Origin of the sequence: Ochrobactrum sp. BTU1 (assembly GCA_018798825.1) — a bacterium.
Taxonomy (GTDB): domain Bacteria; phylum Pseudomonadota; class Alphaproteobacteria; order Rhizobiales; family Rhizobiaceae; genus Brucella.
This window is the reverse complement of sequence record CP076357.1, coordinates 22,655-46,114: the sequence shown is the minus strand read 5'-3', so window position 1 is coordinate 46,114 and position 23,460 is coordinate 22,655. Positions and strand designations below refer to the sequence as shown.

Below are 23,460 nucleotides of genomic sequence, written 5' to 3'. Positions count from 1 at the left end.
AATCAATTTCGATCAAAATTGGATACAAACCTCATTCCCGCTCTCTGAATTCGACGCCTGAATCAATAAGCGCCTTTAGAAACTTCTCGACGTTCCTGTGGCCGCGCGAATCTCGCGTGAGAGAGAAGCGTATCCGCTCTCGTGCTCGCGACAGCGCTACGAAGAACACGTTGACGTCGTCATTGTTGTTCCAGAATGCGTCGTCATTGAATTCCGTAAATACAACCGTGTGGTATTCTAGACCTTTTGACTTGTGGATGGTCATTATTTTGACTGCACCGTGGCCAGCGACGTTCTCAATGAACGTTCGCCATGTCTGTGTGCCGTCCCCGCATTCCGCGAAAAAAGCCGCCGATGCCTCGATAATCGAGTCAAGGTATTCGCGGTTTTGGTAATCCCTGTATGTGCGACAGAACTGCTCACGGCGTGCATCCGGAAGCACAATGTGTGTGAATTCGACGAACGAGGCGTCTGCCGGATGTTTTTCCCTCGTGAACGCACCAGCGTCAGCGACGAGGTCCTGAACCAGACGCAGACTTCTGGCGGTGCCTCTATCCGTTGATAGGTCAATGCCCTCCAAGCCGACGAGCATGTCACGAGAGATTTGAAAGGGGCTTCCTTCCCTGACACCGTGCACCATTTTTAGAATAGCCGACAGGAATTGGAATACTGGCTCCTTTACAAGGTCTTGAATGCTAATCGGGCCGATCATTCTAGCGTCGTTGCGTAGGCGTAGACCTTCCTCTGCGAAATATGGCGCAAGACGCGTTTCCACATTGTCTGCTCGAAGGCGTGTTAATACTACGAAATCATGTGCCGCCAGGGCTGGGTTTTGTGACAACGACTCTTTCACGAATCGAGCGAGCTCTTGCCCTTCTGCGTCGCGGGTCGGAAACAGCCACGCCTCGACGGCATCACTAGGATATCCCTCTTCACTGCGTGCGCTTTCCGTCGGAACCGGGTCTTCATCGGCGAAAAGGGACGATAGATCATTTATGAGAGCGACGATCCTGGCGTTCGATCTGAAATTGAATTGAAGCTTCCGATTTTCAGCATAGAAGTCGTTCGCGAACTTCGAAAAGATGCCGGGCCGAGCACCTGCCCATCCCATAATCGCCTGGTTGGTATCGCCTACCGCCGTAATAACGGTAGCGCTCTTCAGGAATATCGTTCGAACCAGGTCGTATTGATCAGCCGTCACGTCCTGGAACTCATCCAGGAAGACGTGGGTATAGGTAGCCGCGATGGCATCCCGGATGATCGGCCGCGATCTGACGATATGCGAAGCTAGATGCATTACCATATCGAACGACAATACTGAGGGAACGCTCGTGAGGCACTCACTCCACCAGAGTCTACGAACTACGTCGTCTGGGCTCCCATCATTGCCATGGGCGTCGGGCAACCCGCTGACAATGCGGGCTATCTGATTGGCGTTGAGACCTTGGAGTTCTGGATAGTCGCCCCGATGCGCGCTTTGAAAGGCCAGCCAACTATCTCTGTTTGGAAAGATTATCTTGTAATCAGAGGAAGGTCGCAACGATGGCTCAAGTGCCTCTCTGAACTGATCGAGGGTTCGTTTGGCGAAGGCATGCAACGTCAGGGACTCGAACCGCCGCGAAGTATCCTGGTCCGATCGCTGCTGAACGCGTTCGTGCAAATTGCGGGCTGCGTCTACTTTAAAGGCAATGGCGAGGATTCGCTTCGGTGGAGGGCATAGTCCCGTATTGAGAAGGAAGGCGGCGCGCTGCGCCAGAAGCTCAGTCTTGCCTGCGCCAGGCCCAGCGAGGACTGACATTGATTTACGCGATTTCACGACCTCAAGTGCCGTACCCTCAAGAGAGATGCCCGCCGACGGCTTCCAGCGCTCGGGATTTACGAACATCGCTATAGTTCCTCGTTCTGCGGAGGTGCGATTAATTTCTGTGCGCGCTGGATAAGTGCCTTCAGCGGTTCCGGGCAGTCCCGACCCAGTGTCTCGTTGTCGAGCTTTCCGAATGCAGTGAGATGCGACCCGGGTTTCGAGGCAGACTTGAACAAGGATTTGTAGTTATAAAGGTCTTCGTCAGTGAAGGAGAGCTTAGCCTTTTTCAGTTCAGTGTTCCCCTTTCCCTTGTCACCGAACACCGACTTTTTCAATTTCGTCTTCACCGTCTTTGACGTCGCCTTTGTGGCGTCGAACGCCACATTAGGTTGATAAGCCTTTGGGAAAGACTTCAGCATCATCATGTCGAGGTCAAGGGGCGACGAGTAGTAGATGTTTCTGGTTCTCAACCAGTGCGTCCAAGGGACAAATTTCCCAGTGAGCACGGTGTTATCAGGCAGTGCGGCAGCCACGGCATTAGTGCCTCCAACGAGCTTAGGAACAAATGCTGGGCCAAGATTGGTGAGCCACTGCACCGCGTTCTTGATCCGGCCCATTCCGCCGCCATGTCTTCCGAAATCCAAGTCTAATAGTGTGATATGCGGAATAGAAAGCCCGTTTAGCAGACGCCACAAATGTTGCGCATGCCGGCCACCGATCGAGACATAGGCGATGAAGGAAGGATCAAGGCTTGTGCCTAGAGCTTCGGCCATCTTGGGAATTACAATGCGCTCCGTGTCGCCTTCACCAATAATGACGAGCTTGGCGAAGTATATTTCGGGATTCGCCAAAATCACCTGTTGGATGAATTTGTCTTCCTCGGACTTCGCGGGCGGCAGCGGCAGGGACATCGCCGACGAGCACAGCGTCGACGGGCAGTTCCGGAAGTATAAGACGTGGCGCGGATTTACGCGGGACAAAATACTCGTCGCATGGCTTGTGACGATAGACTGCGCTGAACCGCTTGAATTCAGCGTATCTAACAGTTTCATCAACCGAGGCAGATAGAATGGAGATAGGTGGTTTTCAGGCTCTTCTAACGCGAAAATCGTGAGAGGCGGGTGAGCAAAGTCGGCTGCCTTGAACCCCTTCAGAGGATTGGGTAGCGACTTCTGCATCTCCCATACGAGATTATGCAGCGTTGCCGACAAGGCGAAGTAGAGGAGCGACATCTGCCCCTCACTCAACTCACCGAGCTGACGCATGCCCCCGCCCGGCGACTTATCGAATTTGAGGGTCAGCTCCCGGATTAGCTTTTCAAATTCCACCGCTACAACGCTAATTTTAGGCGAAGCATCGTAGTGCCCGTCGTGCAACGCGGACCAGAAGCCATGGAGCCTCGTTGTCACTTCGGTGACCGCATCCGTGCCATTTAGATTTTGCTCAAGTTCCTTGGCGAACTCTAATGACTTTTCCTTCGTGGCCTCTGTCCAATCCGCAGACCATTCAAGGCGCTGAAGGACGTTCTTCAGCGCATACTGACTTACACCTCGAGAGTCCCGGTGCGCGGGAATGTATATGACTTCAGCATATTGCGTCGGGCGTCCTCTTAGCGGTGTCTTCCGTTCATCGTCAGGTCCGAATGGCACGGCGTCCGTAGTGTTTACCGAGTATATCTTGACTTCAATGTTATCTTCGAGAGACTCGGAGCGTACATACAGGCCCTCTAGCAGGATGCGGACCTTTAGGGACTGGTCGGCCGCATTGAAAAATAAGTCGTTGAAGACTGCGGAAACCCCCTCGCTTTCCTCGAAGCCGAAAATTGCATCGATCACGATTTCCCGCTCCTGAAGCCCCACCGCATCTTCGCCCAGGCCGAAGTGCACGTCGGAACGTTTGATTTGGCGATCCACAGCCGCAGAAGAAAACAACCGCTTCAGGGCTTCGAGAGCAGCGGTCTTCCCGGCACCGTTATTGCCCACGAAGGCATTGGTCCCGGCCTTCAGCGAAAGTTTCGTGGATACATCGCCGTAGCAACGGAAATTACGGATTGTAAGGCTCTCGAGGAACACTAATAGCCCCAATTAGGTTACATGAATGACCTTCATAGCCAACTTCAAGTGGTGGCGCAATACATGCCCGATAACCCCTTTGGTTCGCAGACTGATGCTGCGATCAGATGGGAAAATGGTTAGAAACCTGTACGTTAGCATACTTGCTGGTAAACATCGCAGCGGTAGCGGCCTCCACTGTGGCAGTGCATTCGAATAGCAAGATTGCCTGTCGAGAAATGCCATTTCCCGGATACTCCGCACCGCATTGTGAAACTCCCAGCCGATGGGGTTCTACATGCTTGGCCAGATTGCCGGCGATGCCGCGCACGGCGTTGAGGTCCCCAGTCAGTATCAATGCAAGCCGCTGGAACTGCACCTTGGAGGCAATTCCTGGAAGTCAAGGTCACGGAACGCGCATGCTGAAGGGACTTGCCCTGCGCGGTTCCCCCAAGCGACGCGGCATGTTGCCCCCTCGTCGGCGTCCGTCGTGACCACAGCTATGTCTGCTTTATTTCGTGACGACAGCGGCTTTGATGACCGATAAGTAGGCGCGAAGCTGCCGAAGCTTGGTTAGCGCGTGAAGGGCAGCTTCCCAGCATAGTTGCTCGAAAGCTGTCAGTCCGCTCCCCACCCCATAGCAGACAAAAACGAACTACCAACGGGAAACGGCTGTACGCACGTTCGCGACCTTAATTCGAGTGATCGAGACCACGTAAGTACTGTTCATCGTCGTAATCTCTTTGCCCTCCGCCGAATGATATTGCTGACGGCGCGGCCGATGGCACAGTATTCACGCCGGATTGTATATACAGCGCCCAACTGCCTGTCGGGGAAGAAAGCCGGGGCAACGGCTGGATGCGCCCAATTGCTGTAAAACGGGGAAAATTTGGTGTCTGGGAGCTTGTTTCTGATTCGAAATCAAGAACAAATGAACCGCATCAAGCCAAACGTCCACCGGCGTCCTCTTATCTAGGTAGCCAGTCAAGATTCTTGCCGCTATCTCCCATCAACAGCAATATGGCCCCTCGCCTTGAAGAATTTAGAACCCGCGGCCCATTGTGTATAAAACTAACCCGCTGGATATCCATAACAATGTCCTCGACCGACAAAATATATCCGGGCGGCACAAATGCACCGGGGCTCAGATTTGCAACAGATCGAGAATGCGGTAGGCTCGCTCCTTGATCTGCCAATCAGGATCCTCTGTCATCCGTGTTGCTTCACTTAGAATGAAGTCCGGCTCGCAGTATTCCCGGCACAAGACAGCCATAGCCGCAAACCGTAGCGACTTTGTTGAGGAATTAAGAAAGTCGTTCACCTTTGAGATAGATTCCGCCTTCCAGGCGACACCGCTCGTCAACGCCTTGTCGAGAATATCTGCAGACACTGCGCCCTCTTCGATGTCCGCGAGAAAGCTTAACGCCAATTGCGGCTGTCGGGAAAGGCAGGTGACCAAGTTCTTTGAGCCAAGCTCACGCATATCCGAACGCGAGTCCGTCAGGTAGTTTTTCAGATTTTCGTAGGTAGGTGCCTGGATGAGGGCTCGCGCTTCGGCGATAGCCGCACGCGGACTGCCAGGCACAACACCACCATTTTTCGGGTAAGGTTTCTCTTTAATCTTCCAATGCTCGGCAGCTCTGTCAAGAATTGGGAGCAGTTCCAGGACATCTGGTGAAGCATATCGCACAGCCAGTTTGCCTGCCGCAGTGGCTGTCTCAAGAGTGCCGTGAAGAAACGCTGCTTCAAGGGCTACGACCAGGCGAACATCCATGGGGGCTGCCAGGTCGGGCAGCGCGAGCAGCAGGTGATCGCAACCGTATGACAGATCTTCGCACAGGCGGTCGTAGATGGCCGAAACCATTTCCGCTTTGTCCAAGTCAACGGCCAGTCCTGCCGCGGCCCACAACGTATCGCCACGTCCGCCTCCGATTGCTCGGCTCGTTATTTTCTGCAACATAGCCCTGTCCGCAAGCGACTCCAGTAGAGTTGCGGCTATTTCGATTACCCATGAAGAAGGATGATAGAGCGCAGCTTCTATTTTGTTGAGATCCGGTTCACAGGCTGAAGCGCGTTTCCAGTCTACAGGTCCCAAATCTACGTCAGTGATGAGGGCGAAGAAATTGAAAGACGCATCGCCTTCCAGAATGGCATTGCGTGCCATACGAACCTCATACTCGAGGATATCGCGTGGAATCCCCGACACTTCGATCGCAGCGCGCAACGTCTCGCGGACGGGGGCTGGATCGAAAGGAGCCTCCCAATTCCAGACGTCGTCGAGTGGCAGTTCCATGTAGTTAGTCACAAGAAAGAGCGCACTCAGATTCAGCAGTTTGGGCCTTACGGCCGGTTGGACCTCTACTGTTCCCACGCCACCGTCAATAGCATCGAGTTGTGCGGAGAGCGCCTTGCGCTGTGCGTCGAGGAATTCGGCCGACAGCCTGAACTGGTTCAGGGAATTCTTCGTCAGTTCCGGCCAAATATCAATCGACTTTCCAAACTCTTTTAGCAATCGCGAAGCTCGCCGAAGAAAGGCAATGCTCCCAAGACCCTTGGTTTGCATTGCTGCGACCACGACGTCGTCGGTCGCCGGTCCTGGATAGTGTTCCAGCAACAGCCGTGCGCCATTAAGCACGAAGCTTCGGGCTAGATCACACTCTTTGGCGGGCCCATATGCCACGCGGTCACTATGCCTCGTCCGCTTTTCAGACACGGCAAGCGAAGCTTCGTCGCGAATGATCATCCGCAGACGATCTACCTCAAGATAATGCGGTCCGGCCGCAACCAAGGCGGTCCAGGCAGCCAAACGCGTCCAAGACTGGGGCTGAGAAGTTAAGTTCGTGCAGCGTACCGCCACTTCGTCAGGAAAGCGCTGCGCGTAAGCAATCATTGCTATACCGACTTCGGCCGCCCTCTCCCGGCGCGGCGACATTATCACCTCGAACGCGTAATCAAGGATCGCGTGACGGACCTTCTCGCTTGGTGCAAACTCTACTTCACCACAAATCTCGAGGCATCGAACTATCGAAGCAATTCCGGGGCCATCAAACGTAATGCCCTCCATCAGTAGCATACAGACGTCTCCGGCTAGACCACGCATTGCCGCAAAATTCAGCACTTCCTCCCAGCTATCCTCAATGCGGATCGACGATAAAGTAGCCACTCTTTCAGTTAATGGCAGCGCTACTAGAAAGCGCGCTGCTGCGAACTCACCGAACGTTTTGTGGATAAAGGTAAGGGTCTCCACACCTTGCAGGCCAACGCGCTCGATAAGTCCTACATCCTGCCAATAGCGCAGATAAGACTGCGCCTCGGCCTGAGCTGCGAGCGGCTTCACTCCAAGTTCTTCTTCAAGGATCTTTGCGCAATTACCGACAACAATGTTGACCGATGCAATAGGGTTAGAAGAGATCTGCCATCCGAGGATGTCGAGAAACCTACGAAGTACGAACGATTGTGCTGGCGGCTCGGGTGTCCTCGAATTCGGCGCTTCATCTACAAGCCCAAAGAGCTGTTCGTAGAGCCGGTTTCGGCTTAAGCTCAGCGAGCCGCCTCGCGCGATCAGCGAGGCGCCGAGGGACAATAGGAGCGGCGAGCGCAATATCGTTGCCGCGACAGCATCCTCTTCCAACTCGGCTCTGGCGATGTCCTCCGGGTCATCAAGAGGTCTCGGTCCTTGTGTTCCAATCTCGCGTAGGAGTCTTGTCAAGTGTTGCTGGGCGACTGACCGATCTATTGGTACGATGTCATAGTGACGCCAAGCACCTAGATCGCTAGCATGGTATCCGACCGGCCGCGTCGTTACGATGACCCGGCAATCCGGATGACCCACCGCAAAACGCTCCGCAGAAGATGCAATCTGAACTTGGGCAGTTCCCGTTTCGTCAAGACCGTCACAGAGGAGCACCCAATTCCGGATATCAGCGTCTCTTGCCGCTTCGGCCGATATTTTACTTCCGGACAAGCCAAGCGTGAAAACTGCTTCCTCGAAGGTTTCGCCGCTCTGCATGCGCGCAGCGACTGAAGTGAGCCTGACATTGAGAACCGGAATGCCATCCTTCGCATAGGCCTGAGCGATCCTCCTCAATAGCGTAGTTTTTCCCATGCCTGGCCCTGCCACCAAGACAGCAAGTTTGGCGAACCGGCCGAGCGTCTCAGGATCTATGCTTTTAGTATCGCGGGCGTATTCTCGACTGTGCCAAGCCTGATAGGCGTGGAGAGCAGCCATCGGATCGGAAGGGACTGACTGTTCTTCACGAACGATTGCCTGCAGCGGTATCCAGGCCTCGCTGAGCCGAAGCGGCTTCTTCACTCCGAAAATCGAGAAACTCGCATTCGTCCTGATTGTCCAATCCGCTAGAGTTGAGAGCAACCCGGCAGGCGATCGGACTCCATCGATCAATTCAATCTTGTCCACTCTGAGAAGCTGCACGATTGATGAAAGTTCGCGGCGGCCGCGACGGTCAATCAACTCCATTCCATCACAATATAGCTCGTTCCAAGCGGCATCTATCGACCCGGCGCGACAGACATGCCCGAGTTCAGCCCGTGCGGCAGCAATTGATGCTCCATCATGCGTGGCTGCCGAGAGCGTAACAATGCGCAAAGTCTTGCAGACCGATCGACTCAAACCAGCAGTGTCGAGCTTTTCGAGGAATGCTACAGCGATTTCCGGAAGATCGTCGGTACGGCCATCACCAATCCTGAAAATGGCATTCGCCAGTTCCTCGCGAATAGTGCCGCTGCTGCTGGTAGAAACCGCAAGAACCCCAAATTCGATCTCACCTTCGGCGATCGCCCTCCCCATCGCCAGCAAGGGATCCCAAAGATCGTCGCCACGCTGCAATCCTCGCTTGACCTGCACATCGCATCGGCTGCCTCCTTTCAGGACGAGTTGAATATCATCGCCGCCCCTACCGGTCTCTGCGTCTACAGAGACAGGAATATCGTCATAGAGCCCGTCGAGCCATTTGAGTGGCCGCCCGCGCACCATATATACGTACGCAATGGCTGTTACAGCCGCCTGAAAATTGACTCCGCCCCCTGTCGCGGCCCCTCCCGCAACGCGCCGCTTGCTGTCAGGAGCATTTCGCTTTTGTTTCCGAGAGTTTTCTGATTTGGACGCGGAACTTGGCACAGGAATCGATCTTTCAGTGATTGGAGATGGCATCTAAACACGCTAGCACCGTGCAGCAACATCCAGCTTGTCTGCTTCGACCTGCCAATTTCAATCGGCGATCTGAAACTGCGGAGAATGTCTTCGTGGGAGACGAAAAGCGTCGTAATGCCAAATTGATCGACAAGGCCGCCAAACATTAAAATGGCTGCAATTTCGCCAACCACTTAGGACGCGAAGCCGGGTTCACTCGCGTTATCGGTCAGCCCAGCCTGCGATGGCCCATCCTTCCTTCAAAACAGCACTCCTGTGTTCAGCTGACCTCGGGCGTACTTTGGCCTAAGACGCTGTTATGAGCATATTTCAGGCCAGCGACTTCACTCCACATTGCAATGGCGACCCGTCGGAGATGAAACGGTGGCCATCCAGAGTATCAATATAGTTATCAGCCATCCGCGCCTTCTGCATTCTAAAGTTGCAGACGGTCTGCTGTCTCAGACCGGATCATAATCGATGTAATTTTAGCAGATTTCGTGGACGGGTTTCGGTTTTGGATTCGAAGTTAAGAACGCACACGCTTCGGCCATTCCAGATTACCAGTCAGGAGTGAATCCTGCGGAGCTTCTACGACCGCAATGGGGCCGGGAGCGGACTGTCGGTTTTCAGAATCATGCTCGCGATTTCATTTACTTGGGCCAGCTCTGGGTTGCAATATCGGCTGAATAGCCTCCGTTTGCGGCACAAACGTTCGCCTTAAAACCCATCGCGCAATATCCTGAAAGTTCACGTTACTAACGACCTTAGCGAAGCTATTCTTCCCTTCCGAAGAACACCTGACGTGCCTCGTCCTGGTGAAGGTCGATCTTTGCAGTGTGATACTGCGAGGGCGCAACGGCGTCCGATAACATTTTGAATGGGAGTTCATCGATGCAGATCTCCGAGATCAAAGCGGAGAAATCTTTGTCGTAGCAGTCTGCTAAAACCTTTAGATTGGTAGACGGAAAGCTATCCTTAAACTCCTTATTGAATGGCGGCTGAAAGTGCCGGATCAGGGACGCTTCGAAGAGGGTTACGCGCTCGGCTTCTGAGGTCCCGAATAGTTTATCTAAGCCCGCGGAGATGCGGTTGCCCCCGTCCTCCGTGTTGTCGGCCCAAGGATTCACGAAAGTGATCATGCGGGTGCCCGACTCGATCGCTAGCATGAGAAGCATGAGCCGACGATCGGCAGGCACCCCCTTGATCGCAATACGTTGTAGGGTCTCGTGCTTTAATAGCCGGTCCAGAGCATTGCGGGACCCATCTGTGCCATAAGCCTGACCGATATAGAGAACATCGAAACGGATCGCATCATGTTCATTGTTCAACCGTTCCGCAATCTCGTCGTCAGAGGGTGCCCAGTAGCCGTCACCGTTTTTGATGAACCAACCTCGCTCGGTTTCGACCATCTCTACACCATCAGGCATTGGCCAAGTAAGCTCATGACGCTTGCCGGCAACGAACATACCAATGACAAGTCGCCCGTCATCGAGTCGTTGATCAACGGCTTCTATCGCCGGCGTTGTACCAATAACATAGATGTGACAATTCTCGAGTTGCGACTTGTACGTCGCGACGACCTCTTTCTCGTAAATTGCGAAAGCAGGCATCAGCACAAAGCTTGCAGCATACATGCTTAGGGCGTGTTCGATGTCGAATCGCTTAGCCCCTAACAGCTCGGCAAGATCGCGCTTTAGTTTGTTATCGGATTGATTCTCAGTCATATGGAGATATTACTTTCGCACGCCAGTACAAAGCAAGTCATAGGGCGTCCTGAGGCTCGGCAGGTAAACACGGTATCTCCGAAATCTAAAGGGCCAATTTTCCTTCGCGAAAACCAGAGGCCCCTACCATTGACTGAGATCCTAAGATTGGCCCTCACGGGGTCTACAGCTGTCGACCGGCTTTCGGACATGCCACGCCACCTCCAAGAACATCAAACATCAATAGAGTATGCTCATTCGCTGAATAACCAGGAATCCATAGCAGCGCGAAGCCAACCTGACCCGGCCGTAAAAGCTTGGTTCCAAGATAAGTTCTCGTCTGTCGACCGCAAATTTACGCCCTTGTCATCGTAAGAACCGTGTGGCGGAAGAGCGTCGAAACCGTCTGATATCGTCCGAAGACGATTTGTTCTGCTCATACCACACTAAGTGCCAATGGTCACAGGTAGTGCGCAATAATGTGAGCCCTGAGGGTTGAATTGTATCATTAGCCTTAGTCATAAAGTACGCCAATGACTTTTCTAGCCGACATCATTACCGGGACGTCCGGCGTGTCGTCCAGCTGTTCAGTGGCGATGAGCACAGAAGACCCAAGTCCCCCGATCGTCTCGAACTGTCGAAGATGGCGGAACCGACCAGTTAGCCTTGCACCAATACGCTTGAAGACGTTGACGCCTGTGTTGAGCGACACGGCAACCAGATGTCCTTCCCATGCGTCCAGATCAGACGCATTTAGTTCGTCACCACCCAGTACGATCTGACCAGGAAGCGCCAACGGCACTGCACTTTCTTCCTTTACCCGATAAGCGATCGTGATCCTTGACAGTTCTGGCACGTCTGCGATCTCAGTTGCTTCATCGCCTCCTTTAGGCGGTGGCATGGTGCTGAAGATCGCTCCTACGATGCGGTGCAGTTTCACCTTGCTGTCGTCAAATATAAGGCTCTTCCGCGATTGCCTAGGATCGGGCATCTGGGCGGCGAGGGATAGACCAGTCGATCCCGTCGCGCGTATAAGACGTCGTGCGAGAATCTGTCCCTTCGGACGAGCGATAACTAGATTCTGATCCCGCCCCGGATAGGGCTCTGACTCCACAATCGCGACAGAACCAGACGGAATTGCAAAGCCGAGGGTTTCTCCCCGGATGAAGTACAACGACTTGGAATCAAACCACTCTCCAATCAACTGTTCCTCTGCCACATCTTGAGAACCGGCGTCAGACAGCTTGCCCGCGAAGGCAGCAATGTCAGGGCAAAGAGGAACTGCAAAGTCCAATCGCGTCATCGGCTTCAGCCCAACGACGTTGTCAGCAGGTGTGTCAGGAGCGAGCGGCTCTCGCCAGCGATGATATCGGAACTGCTGATGGACATCTTCGATGCTGCTACGCAATTGAGCGAATTGCGACGCGACGTTCTTGACGTCCATATAACTGATAGAAGCTTTGTCGTGGTGAGAATTATTGAGCACCCTGCGCGCTTCAGCTCCGGAGGCGAGCGCCGAATTATCGGCGAAACGCTTCAGGGTAGCACTCGTGAACAACTCTCCCTCGCCGTCGGCGACAAGCCCTTTGAGCTTATCTAGCAAAGGGAACAGCGTCAGAGCTTTGGTACCGGATGAGTATGCCGGATGAGTAAATTCATCGAAGATATCCCCCAGTCTCCCTTCGAGGAAGACTCTCAATGCCGAGGCGTAGTCCTGCGCCAGAATGGCGTCATCAGGGTTCTTGAAAAACTCCTCCCGCTTGCGATCGACCTCCTCTATGGCTGGAGACAGTCTCAGCGTCGGGCGCACCGCGTTAACAGGGTGAACGGACACATGCGAGACGACATCGTCGGCCCTGTTCTCTCCAACTACCGAGCGAGCGAACTTGCGATCATGGGTCGTCACCAGTAGCTGCGCCCCGCTTCTGGCGAGCTTGCTGAGCCCTCGGGCGAGCCGCTCTCTATTGTCGTTGTCGAGTAACTCCTGGGGGTCATCCAGGACCAGAGTTTCCAACCCACCACGCTTTGCCAGAACATGCTCGCGGAAGGCAAGGAAGAAGCCAAGCAAGGCGCCTCGTAGAGCTGAAGCGTTCGAAATGTGCTGGGCAGGCGCGTCCACTCCCTGCCGCCCGACCCTCAGCTCCAGAATGCCCTTGGCATCCATTCCCGTACTCGTAAGCTCTGGGGCAAACTCCGTGGCATTGCGGAACATTTCCTTCCGCCAGTGCTCCGAACGCTTGTGAAGCTTGGTTCTAAGCGCATCCACCTGCGTCTGCGCGAGCCCGCCAAGTGGCGCGATAATCGCGAGGGCTTCCTTAGCCTTACCACAAGCTTCAATGCGAGTTTTTGCTCGAGTATGCTCTCCTTTATAGCGTAGCATTCGGCCGACGAGATCGATCGCACTATTTAGTGGGGTTGCGCCCTCCACAATCGCCAACAGCGCCGTGAGGCGTTTAGAAATGGCGCGGTCAGCATCTTCTGATCCGTCTTCACCTTTTTGATAAATGAGAGAGAGCTTTCGAAGCTGGGCAGAGTTCGTCTCCATCCACTCGGTAAATGCGACTGCACGGTTGATCCTTGCAACCATTTGTTCCAGCGCATTTGCAGCGGAAAGCTGCTCTGGAAATTTGAAGTCAACAGGTTCGTTGAAGTCGGAGAGCACCACTGCGTGCTTGTTGAACAGTGCAACCGCATCGGTGGACAATCCAGCAAGTGTCCCTGACATCGACTCGGTTTCGAACAGCTCTTTTAGGAAACCCTCGCGCATTAGATCTACTGGCGAGGACGGCAAGTCTCGCCGAGCTTCTTTGCTGAAACTCTCCGGCAGTTCGCGAAGCAATCTACCAAGCCAAAAGGTCGACCATTCAGCTACGGTTCGCGCAATGATGTCGCGATCTTTAGCTGCTTCGGTCAAATGATCGGTCACTTCACGACCGGTGACAGGGTCGATAGTGCCCTCGAGTGATCGAATGCAGATCGGACACTTGCCCCCGTAGGCCTCATCATGATCGTGCATCCATCCCGACACGCGCGCATACAGCTGTGCACGGCGTGCCAGATCCGGACTGCTAACGAGTTCAGCCAAGGTTGCCGCCTCGGTTTCAACCGCGCCGACGAGCTCTGCCACTTTCGCAGTCTGCTCTTTGTCGAGCTTGAGGGAGAGCAAGCGAACTATGGCGGGCAACCGGAATAATTGTTTCACCTGCTCAATCGCAGGCCGCACGCTTCGTTCGAGACCATCGCGCGACTGCTTGTCCTCAGGATCGAACGTCTCGTCGAGCACCTCGCGCGCACCGGCCAAGCGGGCCGCCTTGAGGTCTGCAAAACCGTTAGATATCGCGTCCAACTTGTCCTTCGCGTCTGCCGCCTCAACAACTGGCAGCCCACATTCGATGGCCATGTCTGAATGTTCATTGACGATGGCCAGCAGGTCGCTAGATTGTTCCAGATACTGCTGAGCGGCTTGCTCCAGTTTCGAGTTCTGTTCTGTCAAGGTCCTTGTGGTGATACGATCCGAGACCTTGTCCGAGTGCTTGGCCAGATCGACAAGATCAGCAAGCCCCGTCAGTCTGGCCACCGCCTCCCCGAGTTGCGATGTCGATCCAACGGAAAGGTATGGCAACAATGCTGGCATCGTCGTGGCGATCCGCCAGGCGATTGGGTCGAGGTCGATACCTGCGAAGTCTGGTACGACTTCGACTATTTTCCCCCGAGGTGTTCGCTCCTGCCGCCGCAAAACAGGAGGCAACGGATTGCTGTGGGCGTCACAGAAGGTCAGTTCAACCCAGCTATCTGCCGAAATCGGTGCGCCATCAACGGGCAAATCACTGTACGCGTGAGGAAGCGGCGTGATTGCCGACATCGGATGTTTGGTAGACGATCCATTCGCATGCGAGATCTCGCAGAGAAATTCTACTGGACCTTGCTCAGGGGCCCGTTGAGATCGGATCAGGTGACCCGTCAGGCACCAGACGATCGCATTAGCTATGGAGGTTTTGCCCGAGCCGTTTGCACCCTCTAACAGCGTGATAGGTTTTTCTGGCTCGAACTCAAAGATCTCAGGCGGTTCGCTTGCTTTTCCGTAGACGTGCAAGCCAGCGAAACGATGAGCTCTAAGTTTGAGGAGCCGCAATCGACTTCCCGAAGGGGCATTACTTGCTCCAGCAGCCGGAGCGACGCTTGGCGGCTCCGAGCCAACTAGATCTATGAGAACCTCCACGTCGTCGCCGTTCAGGTTCGCAGCCCATTTTTTGGGGTTTCGACGGTACCAATCGAGCATCGCCCTGGCATCTGGTGAAGCGATTCCAAGTCGCTTCTCTCCGCCCAAGGAGACCTCACATCCGTTCACTAGCTCCGAAAGCAGAACATCTGTCGTGAGAAGATGGATTTCACGTAGTACACCTTGTTTGTCAGTTGTCACGTCGCCCTCCCTAGAGATGAGAGCTTCGTGCATCCTCAACATTATGTCCAGAAAGCGCAATCACCGTGCACAGAAAATAATCCACTGGAGTGCAGTGGCAGCCTTTAGGAAGGTGTGGAGGATGCTCTAATGACTGAAATGGGGGCGCATTACCGACAGACAGCTAAGAGGTCGGAGCAGACATCCTTGGCGAGAACAACACCTCTATTCAAGATGCTTCCTGAAGAGGCGGACCACACTTTCGGGAGCATCCTCACCAAAGAATTGGCTCAAGTTCCGTGCGCTCTGCACGGCAATTTCGATGCTTCTTGGAAAAAGGTGTCTCTCGTATTCCGACAGGGCAAACTCCAGATTGTCAGATGACGACACGAGCCCTCTGGCCAGTTCGGAACCATCATAAAGGGCGAGATTCGCACCTTCGCCCGCGAAGGGTGACATCAGATGCGCAGCATCTCCAAGTAGGGTCACGCCCGGAACCCGGTCCCATCGATGTTCCACTGGCAAGGCATAGATCGGGCGAAGCAAAGGAGCGGTTTCACCATCGGTGATAAGTGCGGTAAGCGGATCAGCCCATCCTTCGAATTGCCCCGCGATCTGGGCCAAGCCAGCCTTTGGATCGCTGAAGTCTATGGAACGCGTCTATTCCTCCGATCTGTTCAAAGCCACATATGTATGAAGCGTCCCGTTTGCGTAACGGTGTGCAAGATGCCCTGGCCAGGCGAAACCGCCATCAATGTGCCGTTGCCAATCGCGTCCGCGCTTACCTTGTGGCGAGTACCGCCATCGAACAGCAGTGTTTCTATGAAGGAAGTACCCGAATAGATCGGCGCTGCATCAGACAGAAGCGGGCGAACCTTGGACCATGCGCCATCCGCACCGACGAGCAGGTCGGTTGCGGTGGTCGATCCGTTAGCGAACGTGACCTCAAAGCGGCCGCCTCCAAGAGGAACTATCGAAGTTACCTTGTGGCCCCATCTGATGGCATCTGAAGGAATAGAACTGATCAGCATGTTGCGAAGATCGCCCCTGTCGATTTCGGGACGATTTGCCAGTCCGCCGCCGGGATGATCGAATAGGATCACACCGTTCTTATCAACAACACGCTTCGCATCTTCGCCAGGACGGACAAGACTCAGGAATTTTTCATGAAGTTCGGTGGCCTTTAGGGCGAGCTGGCCATTATAGGCATGGATATCCAGCAATCCGCCCTGTTTCCGTGAGCCCGCAGAACTCTCGGCTTCGTAGATGGTCGCTGGAATTCCATGAAGATGTAGAATGCGTGCTAGGGTAAGGCCAGCCAAACCCGCTCCAATGATCGTGATGGGATTGCGCATGTCAACGCTCCTCTGATTTGCATTTGTTGCTTCGGGAGACGCTGGTACAGCCACGACGATGGGCGTGGCGGACTTATCTTCGACGGCCTTGGGACGGCGGTCGTTTTTCGCGACGGATATACCTGTATGTTAGCCTGTGAGACAATGCAAGCTTATGACCGCTTCAAAGCGCAAAGCGGTCATTCCTATGCCTATAACGTTAAGCGATAAGAGCTATTTCTATTAATCATATTATCTGATATTATGAGCTATAGAAGAGGATCCTATTGCTCATGACCTGGAACTGGACGCAGTCGAACTGGCCGAATTTTCGCTATGACGCTGCGCCGCTGCAAGTACTAGAGAAGCAATTCCTGCTATCCTCTGGCGAAGTGATTGGTGCTGTGCGCCATATCAATCCGGAACAGCGCGATCTTTTACGCATTGAATTGTTGAGTGATGAAGCGATCAAAACGAGTGCCATTGAGGGCGAGACCCTGGACCGGCTCAGTGTGCAGTCATCGCTGCGACGGCAGTTGGGCCTGACAACCGACCGGCGCTCGGTGCAACCGCGTGAACACGGCATCGCAGAAATGATGGTCGATGTGTATGGAACCTATGCGGCACAGCTTGACGACGCCACCCTGTTTCGCTGGCATGTCATGCTAATGACAGGCAACCGACATCTGGAAACCGTCGGTGCTTATCGAACGCATACTGACGCCATGCAGATCGTCTCCGGAAATCTGGACCGTCCGACGATTCATTTTGAAGCGCCACCTTCAGAACAGGTGCCGGGCGAAATGAACCGTTTCAGTGCCTGGTTCAATGAGACGGCACCCAATGGCGAGTCTCCCCTCCCCGCCCTGACCAGGGCTGCACTCAGCCATATCTGGTTTGAAAGCATTCATCCCTTTGAAGACGGCAATGGGCGCCTTGGTCGCGCACTGGCCGAAAAGGCGCTTGCGCAATCGCTGGGCCAGCCCAGTCTGATCCTATTGAGTTTTGCTATCGAGCAGAACCGCAAAGCATATTACGCGCAACTGGAACAGCATCAGCGCGCACTTGATGTGACAGAATGGCTGGTGTGGTTTGGGCAAACCGTGCTGGCAGCGCAACAGCTCACCCTGCACCGGGTGCGCTTCTATATCGCCAAAGCGCATTTTTATGACCGGTTTCGGGGTGAGTTCAATCCACGCCAAGAAAAGGTTGTGGCGCGGTTATTTGAAGCTGGGCCCGATGGCTTTGTTGGGGGCTTAAGCGCCGACAATTATCTGGCCATTACAAAAGCCTCGCGTGCCACAGCCACCCGCGATCTGCAGGATATGGTCGACAAAGGCGTTCTGACGCGCAGCGGCCAGTTGCGGTTTACGCGCTACGCACTGAACTGGAAGTCCGTTAATGATTGAAATAACGGATAAATTTCTACCATATTAAATTGAATCATCTCATAAGTATCGTTACCGCGACATTAACCATGTTGGCTTCTAACCTCCCATAAGTATAAGTTATCGAAGTTTAAATATCATACGATTATATACTATATCCCTATTTCGTATATCCTCTACGTGATATCGTGAAGATCACATATACTTTGTAAAAAAGCCAGTTTCTTGATATATTCATCAGAGAAGAGGCCCATCGTATTCGCCTTTGAAACAATCAATCAAGCGTTGTGCTATTGTGATATTCCAGCAAATTGTTTCAGCAGGACCACTCAACGCTGCCATCGGCGTCAGAAGCGATATGTTCCGGAACGTCTCCTTCTCAAGTGGGTATTCCAGATTAAACCGCCCATTTTCAAACCAGGCTTTTAGTTTAGGAGAGGCGTTTCCCCTAGTGATCGATAACAAGCCACGTATGATTATAGGACTTAGGAGCGTCGAGACGTCGTTGTTGTCGTCGACATAAATTTTGAAGGTCTGGTCAAACTGGGCATTACCTGAAGTGACCTGACGCGAGGAACGCGGAAAGTGTTTTGTAAAACTGTCGAGAAAGTCGCTCGTTCCTGTGCGGCGGATTAGATCAACACGACCCGTGAAGCGAACCGGTACAGAAATCTCGATAAGGTAATGATAGCACGGCGGCTCAGCTGCACGGCTACTATCCAAGCGAGGCTGACGAACTGATTGTTCGATCAAGCGATAGTCCGTTCCGCGATAAATTCCTTGCGTCTGCCAGGTGTTCGATCGGGATTTGCTCGTGCCCAGATTATCCTTAAGCCAGTCTTCAAGATCAAAAGCTTCCCATCCACTCAGAAAGCTCGTCTGTCCGTAGGAATGTCCAACCAGCGGAACCACGAGCCTTGAAGCAAACCGCCGCCATATCGAATTTGATAAGTTCCATATTAATGTGCTGAAGACGATAAACGCCACATAAGGACCAATAACCGCTATGTCAAAAAGACTACACTGTGAGACTATTAGACCGAGAACCACGGACAAACAGATGCTACTGGACAGAGCGCGTTTGCGTTGAGGCTCTGCTTGGTTGAGTATTTTCTCCAGTTCTACTCTTTCGAATATGGGTGAAAAAGAAACACCTTTTACCTCATCATTTTCGACCCTCATCGCGCCTTCAATCCATTATGAGAGCCAAACCACACAGACAATATTTGCATCAGTTTCTCTCACGCTTTCTGAATCCATCGTAAAGCTCGTCAAGACGGTCAGCTATATAGTCTGCAAACCTCACACCTTCGGCGGTTTCCATCGAAAGAACGGCTTGTGTCATGGTTTTTTTAATGGAAACGTCGACGCTCTGATCGAATGCCGCCCATCGGCTTTGTGTCGAATTCTTCCCTGTTGTTTGAAATTTGTTTCTTGATTTGACCGCAGTTTCACCGAGGTGCTGAAGTATCAGTGCAAACCTCTGGTCCGAACTCAACGCCTTAAATTGCGCGTTATCGAAGATCGATCTGAAACTGCTGATGTCTCCTTTGGATTGCCAGAGACGGCACAGCGCCGCCCATCTTCCTCTCCCGATACCCGGTGCCTTGCCAATGGCAAATAGGACTTCCCTGTCGATCAACGTCCCAATCTTAATCATCTCAGAAACATGAGACTTTCCAGTTGAGAGCGATGCGCAAATCGTTTCTCTCTTATAGCCACTCATCTGTTGTTCAACGGCAAAAAGGCACTTCTCAATAAATGATAAATCCTCGCGTGCCGAATTTTCTTCGCCTTGTATTATAACGGCCTCTTCGTCCGATAAGGCTCGTACGGCCGCCTTGAACGGAACGCCGAGCAGCTTAACGGCGGCAAGCCGACGACGCCCATAAACAATTTGAAAACGATCAGAATGGCCCGGAATGGGGCGAACAAGACCGGGAACCAACTGCCCACGCAATTTGATTGACTGGGTTATTTCAGCAATAGCGTCCTGATCGTAGGTTTCATCGAAACGATCGCGAATGTGAGAGGGCGAGATTGCATCAACCTCAATTTCGACAATCACTTCACTATCGGGAGACAAGCCCTCCCCCACATCACGCCGGTCCAGCGTCTGTTGTGTTTTGGGAGCAAGCATTGTGACCGGTAATGTTGGAGAACGCGGATGATCGGGGTTCGCTTCCGCGCCAAAAGTTTGCTTCCCCGTAACCACTACAGACATATCTCTAGAATTCTCGCGTTTCATGGCCAGCATCCAAAACCTAATTTTTGACGGTTTCAATTTCAAACTGCCGGCAAAATCCCATTATAAAGCAATCTTACACTTGCTTGTCGAGAACCGAGGGGACTGAACTCAAATTGGCAGAGCGTTTACAGCCAGCACGTGGCATTTACGTTTAAGCCAACTGATTTATTGAGATAATGTAGAAACGAAAGAGACAGAGGCTTTCGTGCGGATTCCAATGCCCTGCCCGCTTGACTAAACTTGAGTAGATGGCGTGGAACTGTCACGCAACGAAGTTGCCGCAACTCGATCAAACGACTTCGATATAAATCTTCGACTAGTTTACTTACACAATCCGGTAGCAGGACTTAACGGAGAGTATTTCGTCAATTCGTCTCGGAACCGATGATTGATGCGATTTGTTCCCAGCTGGGAACTTTCGCAAGATTCCCTACCATCCGGATTACACCAGCTTAGATAAAGGGATATTGGCTCCTCATTTTTTGCGGGATCAAAGTAATTATTGCTGGAGAACTGAAATCAGTGATAGATTCGCTTCGTGGAAAGCAAAAATGCGCCGCTTTGTTGCGCCTGACGAACTCGTTGAACGACCCGTGCTATTCCTCTTCCTTGCTCCCTAAATTAATCGGTTTTGGTTGGTCGCTGTAACACAAGCAAAGCCACCTTTAACTTGATTTACCCGGCCGATCTCTTTTTTTTTCAAAATGATGGTTAATAGAATGGTACCGCACGTGGCGGGGCGCAAGAAACGAAAAAAGTACAGGCACGCCAAAGGAGGCCAATTGTTTCAGGGCCAAGATGAGGAACGTAAGAAAACTGGGCGAAACGTTTGCCCCAAAGATATATGCACGCAGCGTCCGCCCTCCCCTCTTCTCTAAATACGCTGGGATAGACACCTTGGCTTTCATGGGAAACGAACAATGCGATGGACGGCATTAGTCTCTTAGCGTATCTGGCCCTCTTTCTTAAACAGATGAATGTGTGGATTGCTCCAACAGTAATTGCGATATGGAGAACTGCCCTGTTCTGGCTTTCTCGACCAAAGAGCGCAGATATGCGCCTGCGCAACGGATTTTACTACTGCACTGCAATATCCAGGCAACGACTGCTGCAGTGTATTCATGACCGAGGCAGGTTATGGCGTCCGTATAGGCTGATGGTGCTATTCCAAGGAAGCGAGCAACGACAGCAGTTGCGTCCTCAAGGTCACGCCAAGACCGAATTGGTACTGATGAATAGCAGTTGATATCGGGGCAGCTTCGTAAAACCATATCAATCGTGACATCGATACGGGGCTTTAGAGAATGCGAAGGCGCTGGTCGGTTATCTTTCAAATCAAAAGAATTTTCTTTTTGATCTTCTCTATAGAATTCAGGATGTGATTCATTATGGTGCCGCTCATTTTGGGCATGATTGGCGCTCATTTCCTCGACATCATCCAACAAATTCATAGAGTTAAGTAATTCTTCGCTCAAAGCGGAAAGTCTCGTCAGAATAGCTGTAAGTTCTTCGATTGATGCGCGACGGGGAATTGCCTCGACGATTGTGCGAAATTTATCGTGCAGTTCGCGATATTGATCGCGTTTGCTTTCGATATCGAGGGTATCGAACAACTGCGTTATGTCCCTGCGTTTGAGTGTAATACGTTCGCGCGTTCTCTTGAGAAGTTTAATGTCCGCCTGAATGCGTTCAGCCGCCGCTGCGATTTCGGACGCGCGTTCGAGCAAAGGAGCTACTGAGAAGCCGAAAGCCTCTTCGATCTCACCTGCTTGCGTTTTATAGGCATAACGTTTGCCGTTCGGACTGTCGCGGCGCAGGATCAAACCCGCCTCAATGAGAGAGGCCACGTGTCTGCGGAGCGTAGATTCAGGCATACCATGCGCGCGCAATGCCAATTGCCGGTTGGAGGGAAACACCACCAATCCTGACTTTGAGCCGATATCATTCTCGGGATAAAACGAAAGCAGTGCGCTGAGCACCGCAAGGCAGCGATCATTGAGGCCAAAGACCGATTTGGCGATGCAAAGCTGCTTATAGATCGCCCATCTATTGACTGAGGTTCCTGTCAATTTACTTGCAGCTAAACCTTTCAATTGGACAAACGACATCCCTCGCCCACGAAATGTGGACGTTACATTCTCCTGAATGTGCATTTCCCTTCACCTTTCATAAGGCAAAAGAAATCTGCCCGCCAAATTGACGCCTAATGCTCTTGACAGTGATTCATGGAAATGCGATTCTCTAAGCGACCAAACTTGAGGAAGGCTTCCATGACGGCAACGTTATCGGGGGCCTTTTTCTTTTGCTGTTATTCTCCAATGTTCTCAGTGTTTGTCTGTTTGTACTCGTTGTAGAACCGCTCTAGGTTGCCTGAGAGCCAGTCACTGAACGGCTTCGCATCCGAACTTGACAGTTCAATTGCCACACTCTTCGGCTTGTGTTTCATCGACACGTGAACAGCCTTATCGACTGATGACCAAGTCTTTTCAGCCGCTGCCTTCTTTGCTGGCGTCTTGGCTGCTGAGCGCGTGCTATACTTCTTCAGATAGTCGTGAAGCGCATCAAATCTCTCGTCTTCCGGCAAAGCCATGAAGCCGTCCGAGGCAAGCCTTTCAAGGGCTACGCTAAGATGTGCAGGGTTGAGAATGATCTGACGAAGCGAAAGCCACTTGTCGCGGCCAATCTTCTTTGTCGCCCCTAGTGCCATCAACATCTTTGATGGCACTGCCTCTATGACGCTCAGCATCTTTGATAAAAGTGCGTCATCGATACCAAGTGCGGATTTGACCACTTCTTTGGTCATGCCATTAGAGATCAGGTTCTGAGCGAAGTACGCACGCTCGATAAAAGACAGATTTGAACGTGCCGAATTTTCCTGACCCTGTGCGATCGCCGAGGCCTGGTCATCAAGCTTCTTGACGACGGCCTTTACCCTTATCCCCAGATCAAGGGCTACCCGAGCGCGACGATGCCCGAACACAACCATGTAACGTTCGCTGTTATGCGGATTAGGGCGGACCAATATCGGGGTCGCCTGTCCATGCTCATTGATGGCATCTCGAAGCGCAATCAGTTCAGCATCGTCTTCCGATAAGCGATCGGATGCAAAGGAAACATCCAGGAGCTGCGGATCGATTTCAACAATCGTTTCTCCGTCCATAAGGCGTTTGGTGTTTTCAGCCATCTCCTCAATGGACCGAACTACTGTTTTGGCAGCTCCTGTCATGCCGTAACCGCTTTTTGCGGCCGGCGCATCACTGTTGATGGACGAAAGATCGAGACTGGCGAAGGGATTCTTACGCGACATCGAAATTATCCTTCCGGCTCATTTCGTTTAACTGACTGAAATTTCGATGGAAAACGTCTGAAAAAACGGCTGAC

At 52.7% G+C, this 23,460-nt stretch carries 10 protein-coding genes and 1 pseudogene; 1 reads left to right on the top strand and 10 read right to left on the bottom strand.

From position 1 onward, the window contains the following. Positions 1-31: 31 nt before the first annotated feature. The 6 genes and pseudogenes from KMS41_23830 to KMS41_23805 all read right to left on the bottom strand — a co-directional run bounded on the left by KMS41_23830 (position 32) and on the right by KMS41_23805 (position 16,464). Complete coding sequence (locus tag KMS41_23830; protein ID QWK81537.1) at positions 32-1,885, bottom strand: ATP-dependent helicase; 1,854 nt, start codon at positions 1,883-1,885, stop codon at positions 32-34. A gap of 2 nt (positions 1,886-1,887) precedes the next feature. Continuing rightward, a complete protein-coding gene (locus tag KMS41_23825) occupies positions 1,888-3,876 on the bottom strand; it encodes an AAA family ATPase (protein ID QWK81536.1) in 1,989 nt (662 codons plus the stop codon). 1,123 nt (positions 3,877-4,999) lie between these two features. Then, positions 5,000-8,848, bottom strand: coding sequence for a hypothetical protein (locus KMS41_23820; protein QWK81535.1), 3,849 nt, complete (start codon positions 8,846-8,848; stop codon positions 5,000-5,002). Between the two features lie 932 nt (positions 8,849-9,780). Then, positions 9,781-10,683: a hypothetical protein gene (locus tag KMS41_23815; protein ID QWK81834.1), complete on the bottom strand. Its 903-nt coding sequence runs from the start codon at positions 10,681-10,683 to the stop codon at positions 9,781-9,783. Positions 10,684-11,224: 541 nt separating this feature from the next. Then, on the bottom strand, positions 11,225-15,163 hold the full coding sequence (locus KMS41_23810; protein QWK81534.1) for an AAA family ATPase: 3,939 nt from the start codon (positions 15,161-15,163) through the stop codon (positions 11,225-11,227). Positions 15,164-15,334: 171 nt separating this feature from the next. Continuing rightward, positions 15,335-16,464, bottom strand: a pseudogene (locus KMS41_23805) (FAD-dependent monooxygenase). A 272-nt stretch (positions 16,465-16,736) separates the two neighbouring features. Here KMS41_23805 and KMS41_23800 point away from each other — a divergent pair. Further along, positions 16,737-17,852, top strand: coding sequence for a Fic family protein (locus KMS41_23800; protein ID QWK81533.1), 1,116 nt, complete (start codon positions 16,737-16,739; stop codon positions 17,850-17,852). Between the two features lie 216 nt (positions 17,853-18,068). On the opposite strand, the gene KMS41_23795 is transcribed toward KMS41_23800, so the two are convergent. The 4 genes from KMS41_23795 to repB (KMS41_23780) all read right to left on the bottom strand — a co-directional run bounded on the left by KMS41_23795 (position 18,069) and on the right by repB (KMS41_23780) (position 23,386). Beyond that, positions 18,069-19,013: a DUF3137 domain-containing protein gene (locus tag KMS41_23795; protein ID QWK81532.1), complete on the bottom strand. Its 945-nt coding sequence runs from the start codon at positions 19,011-19,013 to the stop codon at positions 18,069-18,071. 49 nt (positions 19,014-19,062) lie between these two features. Then, positions 19,063-20,079: a plasmid partitioning protein RepB gene (repB, locus tag KMS41_23790; GenBank protein ID QWK81531.1), complete on the bottom strand. Its 1,017-nt coding sequence runs from the start codon at positions 20,077-20,079 to the stop codon at positions 19,063-19,065. A 965-nt stretch (positions 20,080-21,044) separates the two neighbouring features. Continuing rightward, a complete protein-coding gene (locus tag KMS41_23785; protein QWK81530.1) occupies positions 21,045-22,232 on the bottom strand; it encodes a replication initiation protein RepC in 1,188 nt (395 codons plus the stop codon). Positions 22,233-22,387: 155 nt separating this feature from the next. Further along, on the bottom strand, positions 22,388-23,386 hold the full coding sequence (repB, locus tag KMS41_23780) for a plasmid partitioning protein RepB (protein QWK81529.1): 999 nt from the start codon (positions 23,384-23,386) through the stop codon (positions 22,388-22,390). Positions 23,387-23,460: the final 74 nt, after the last annotated feature.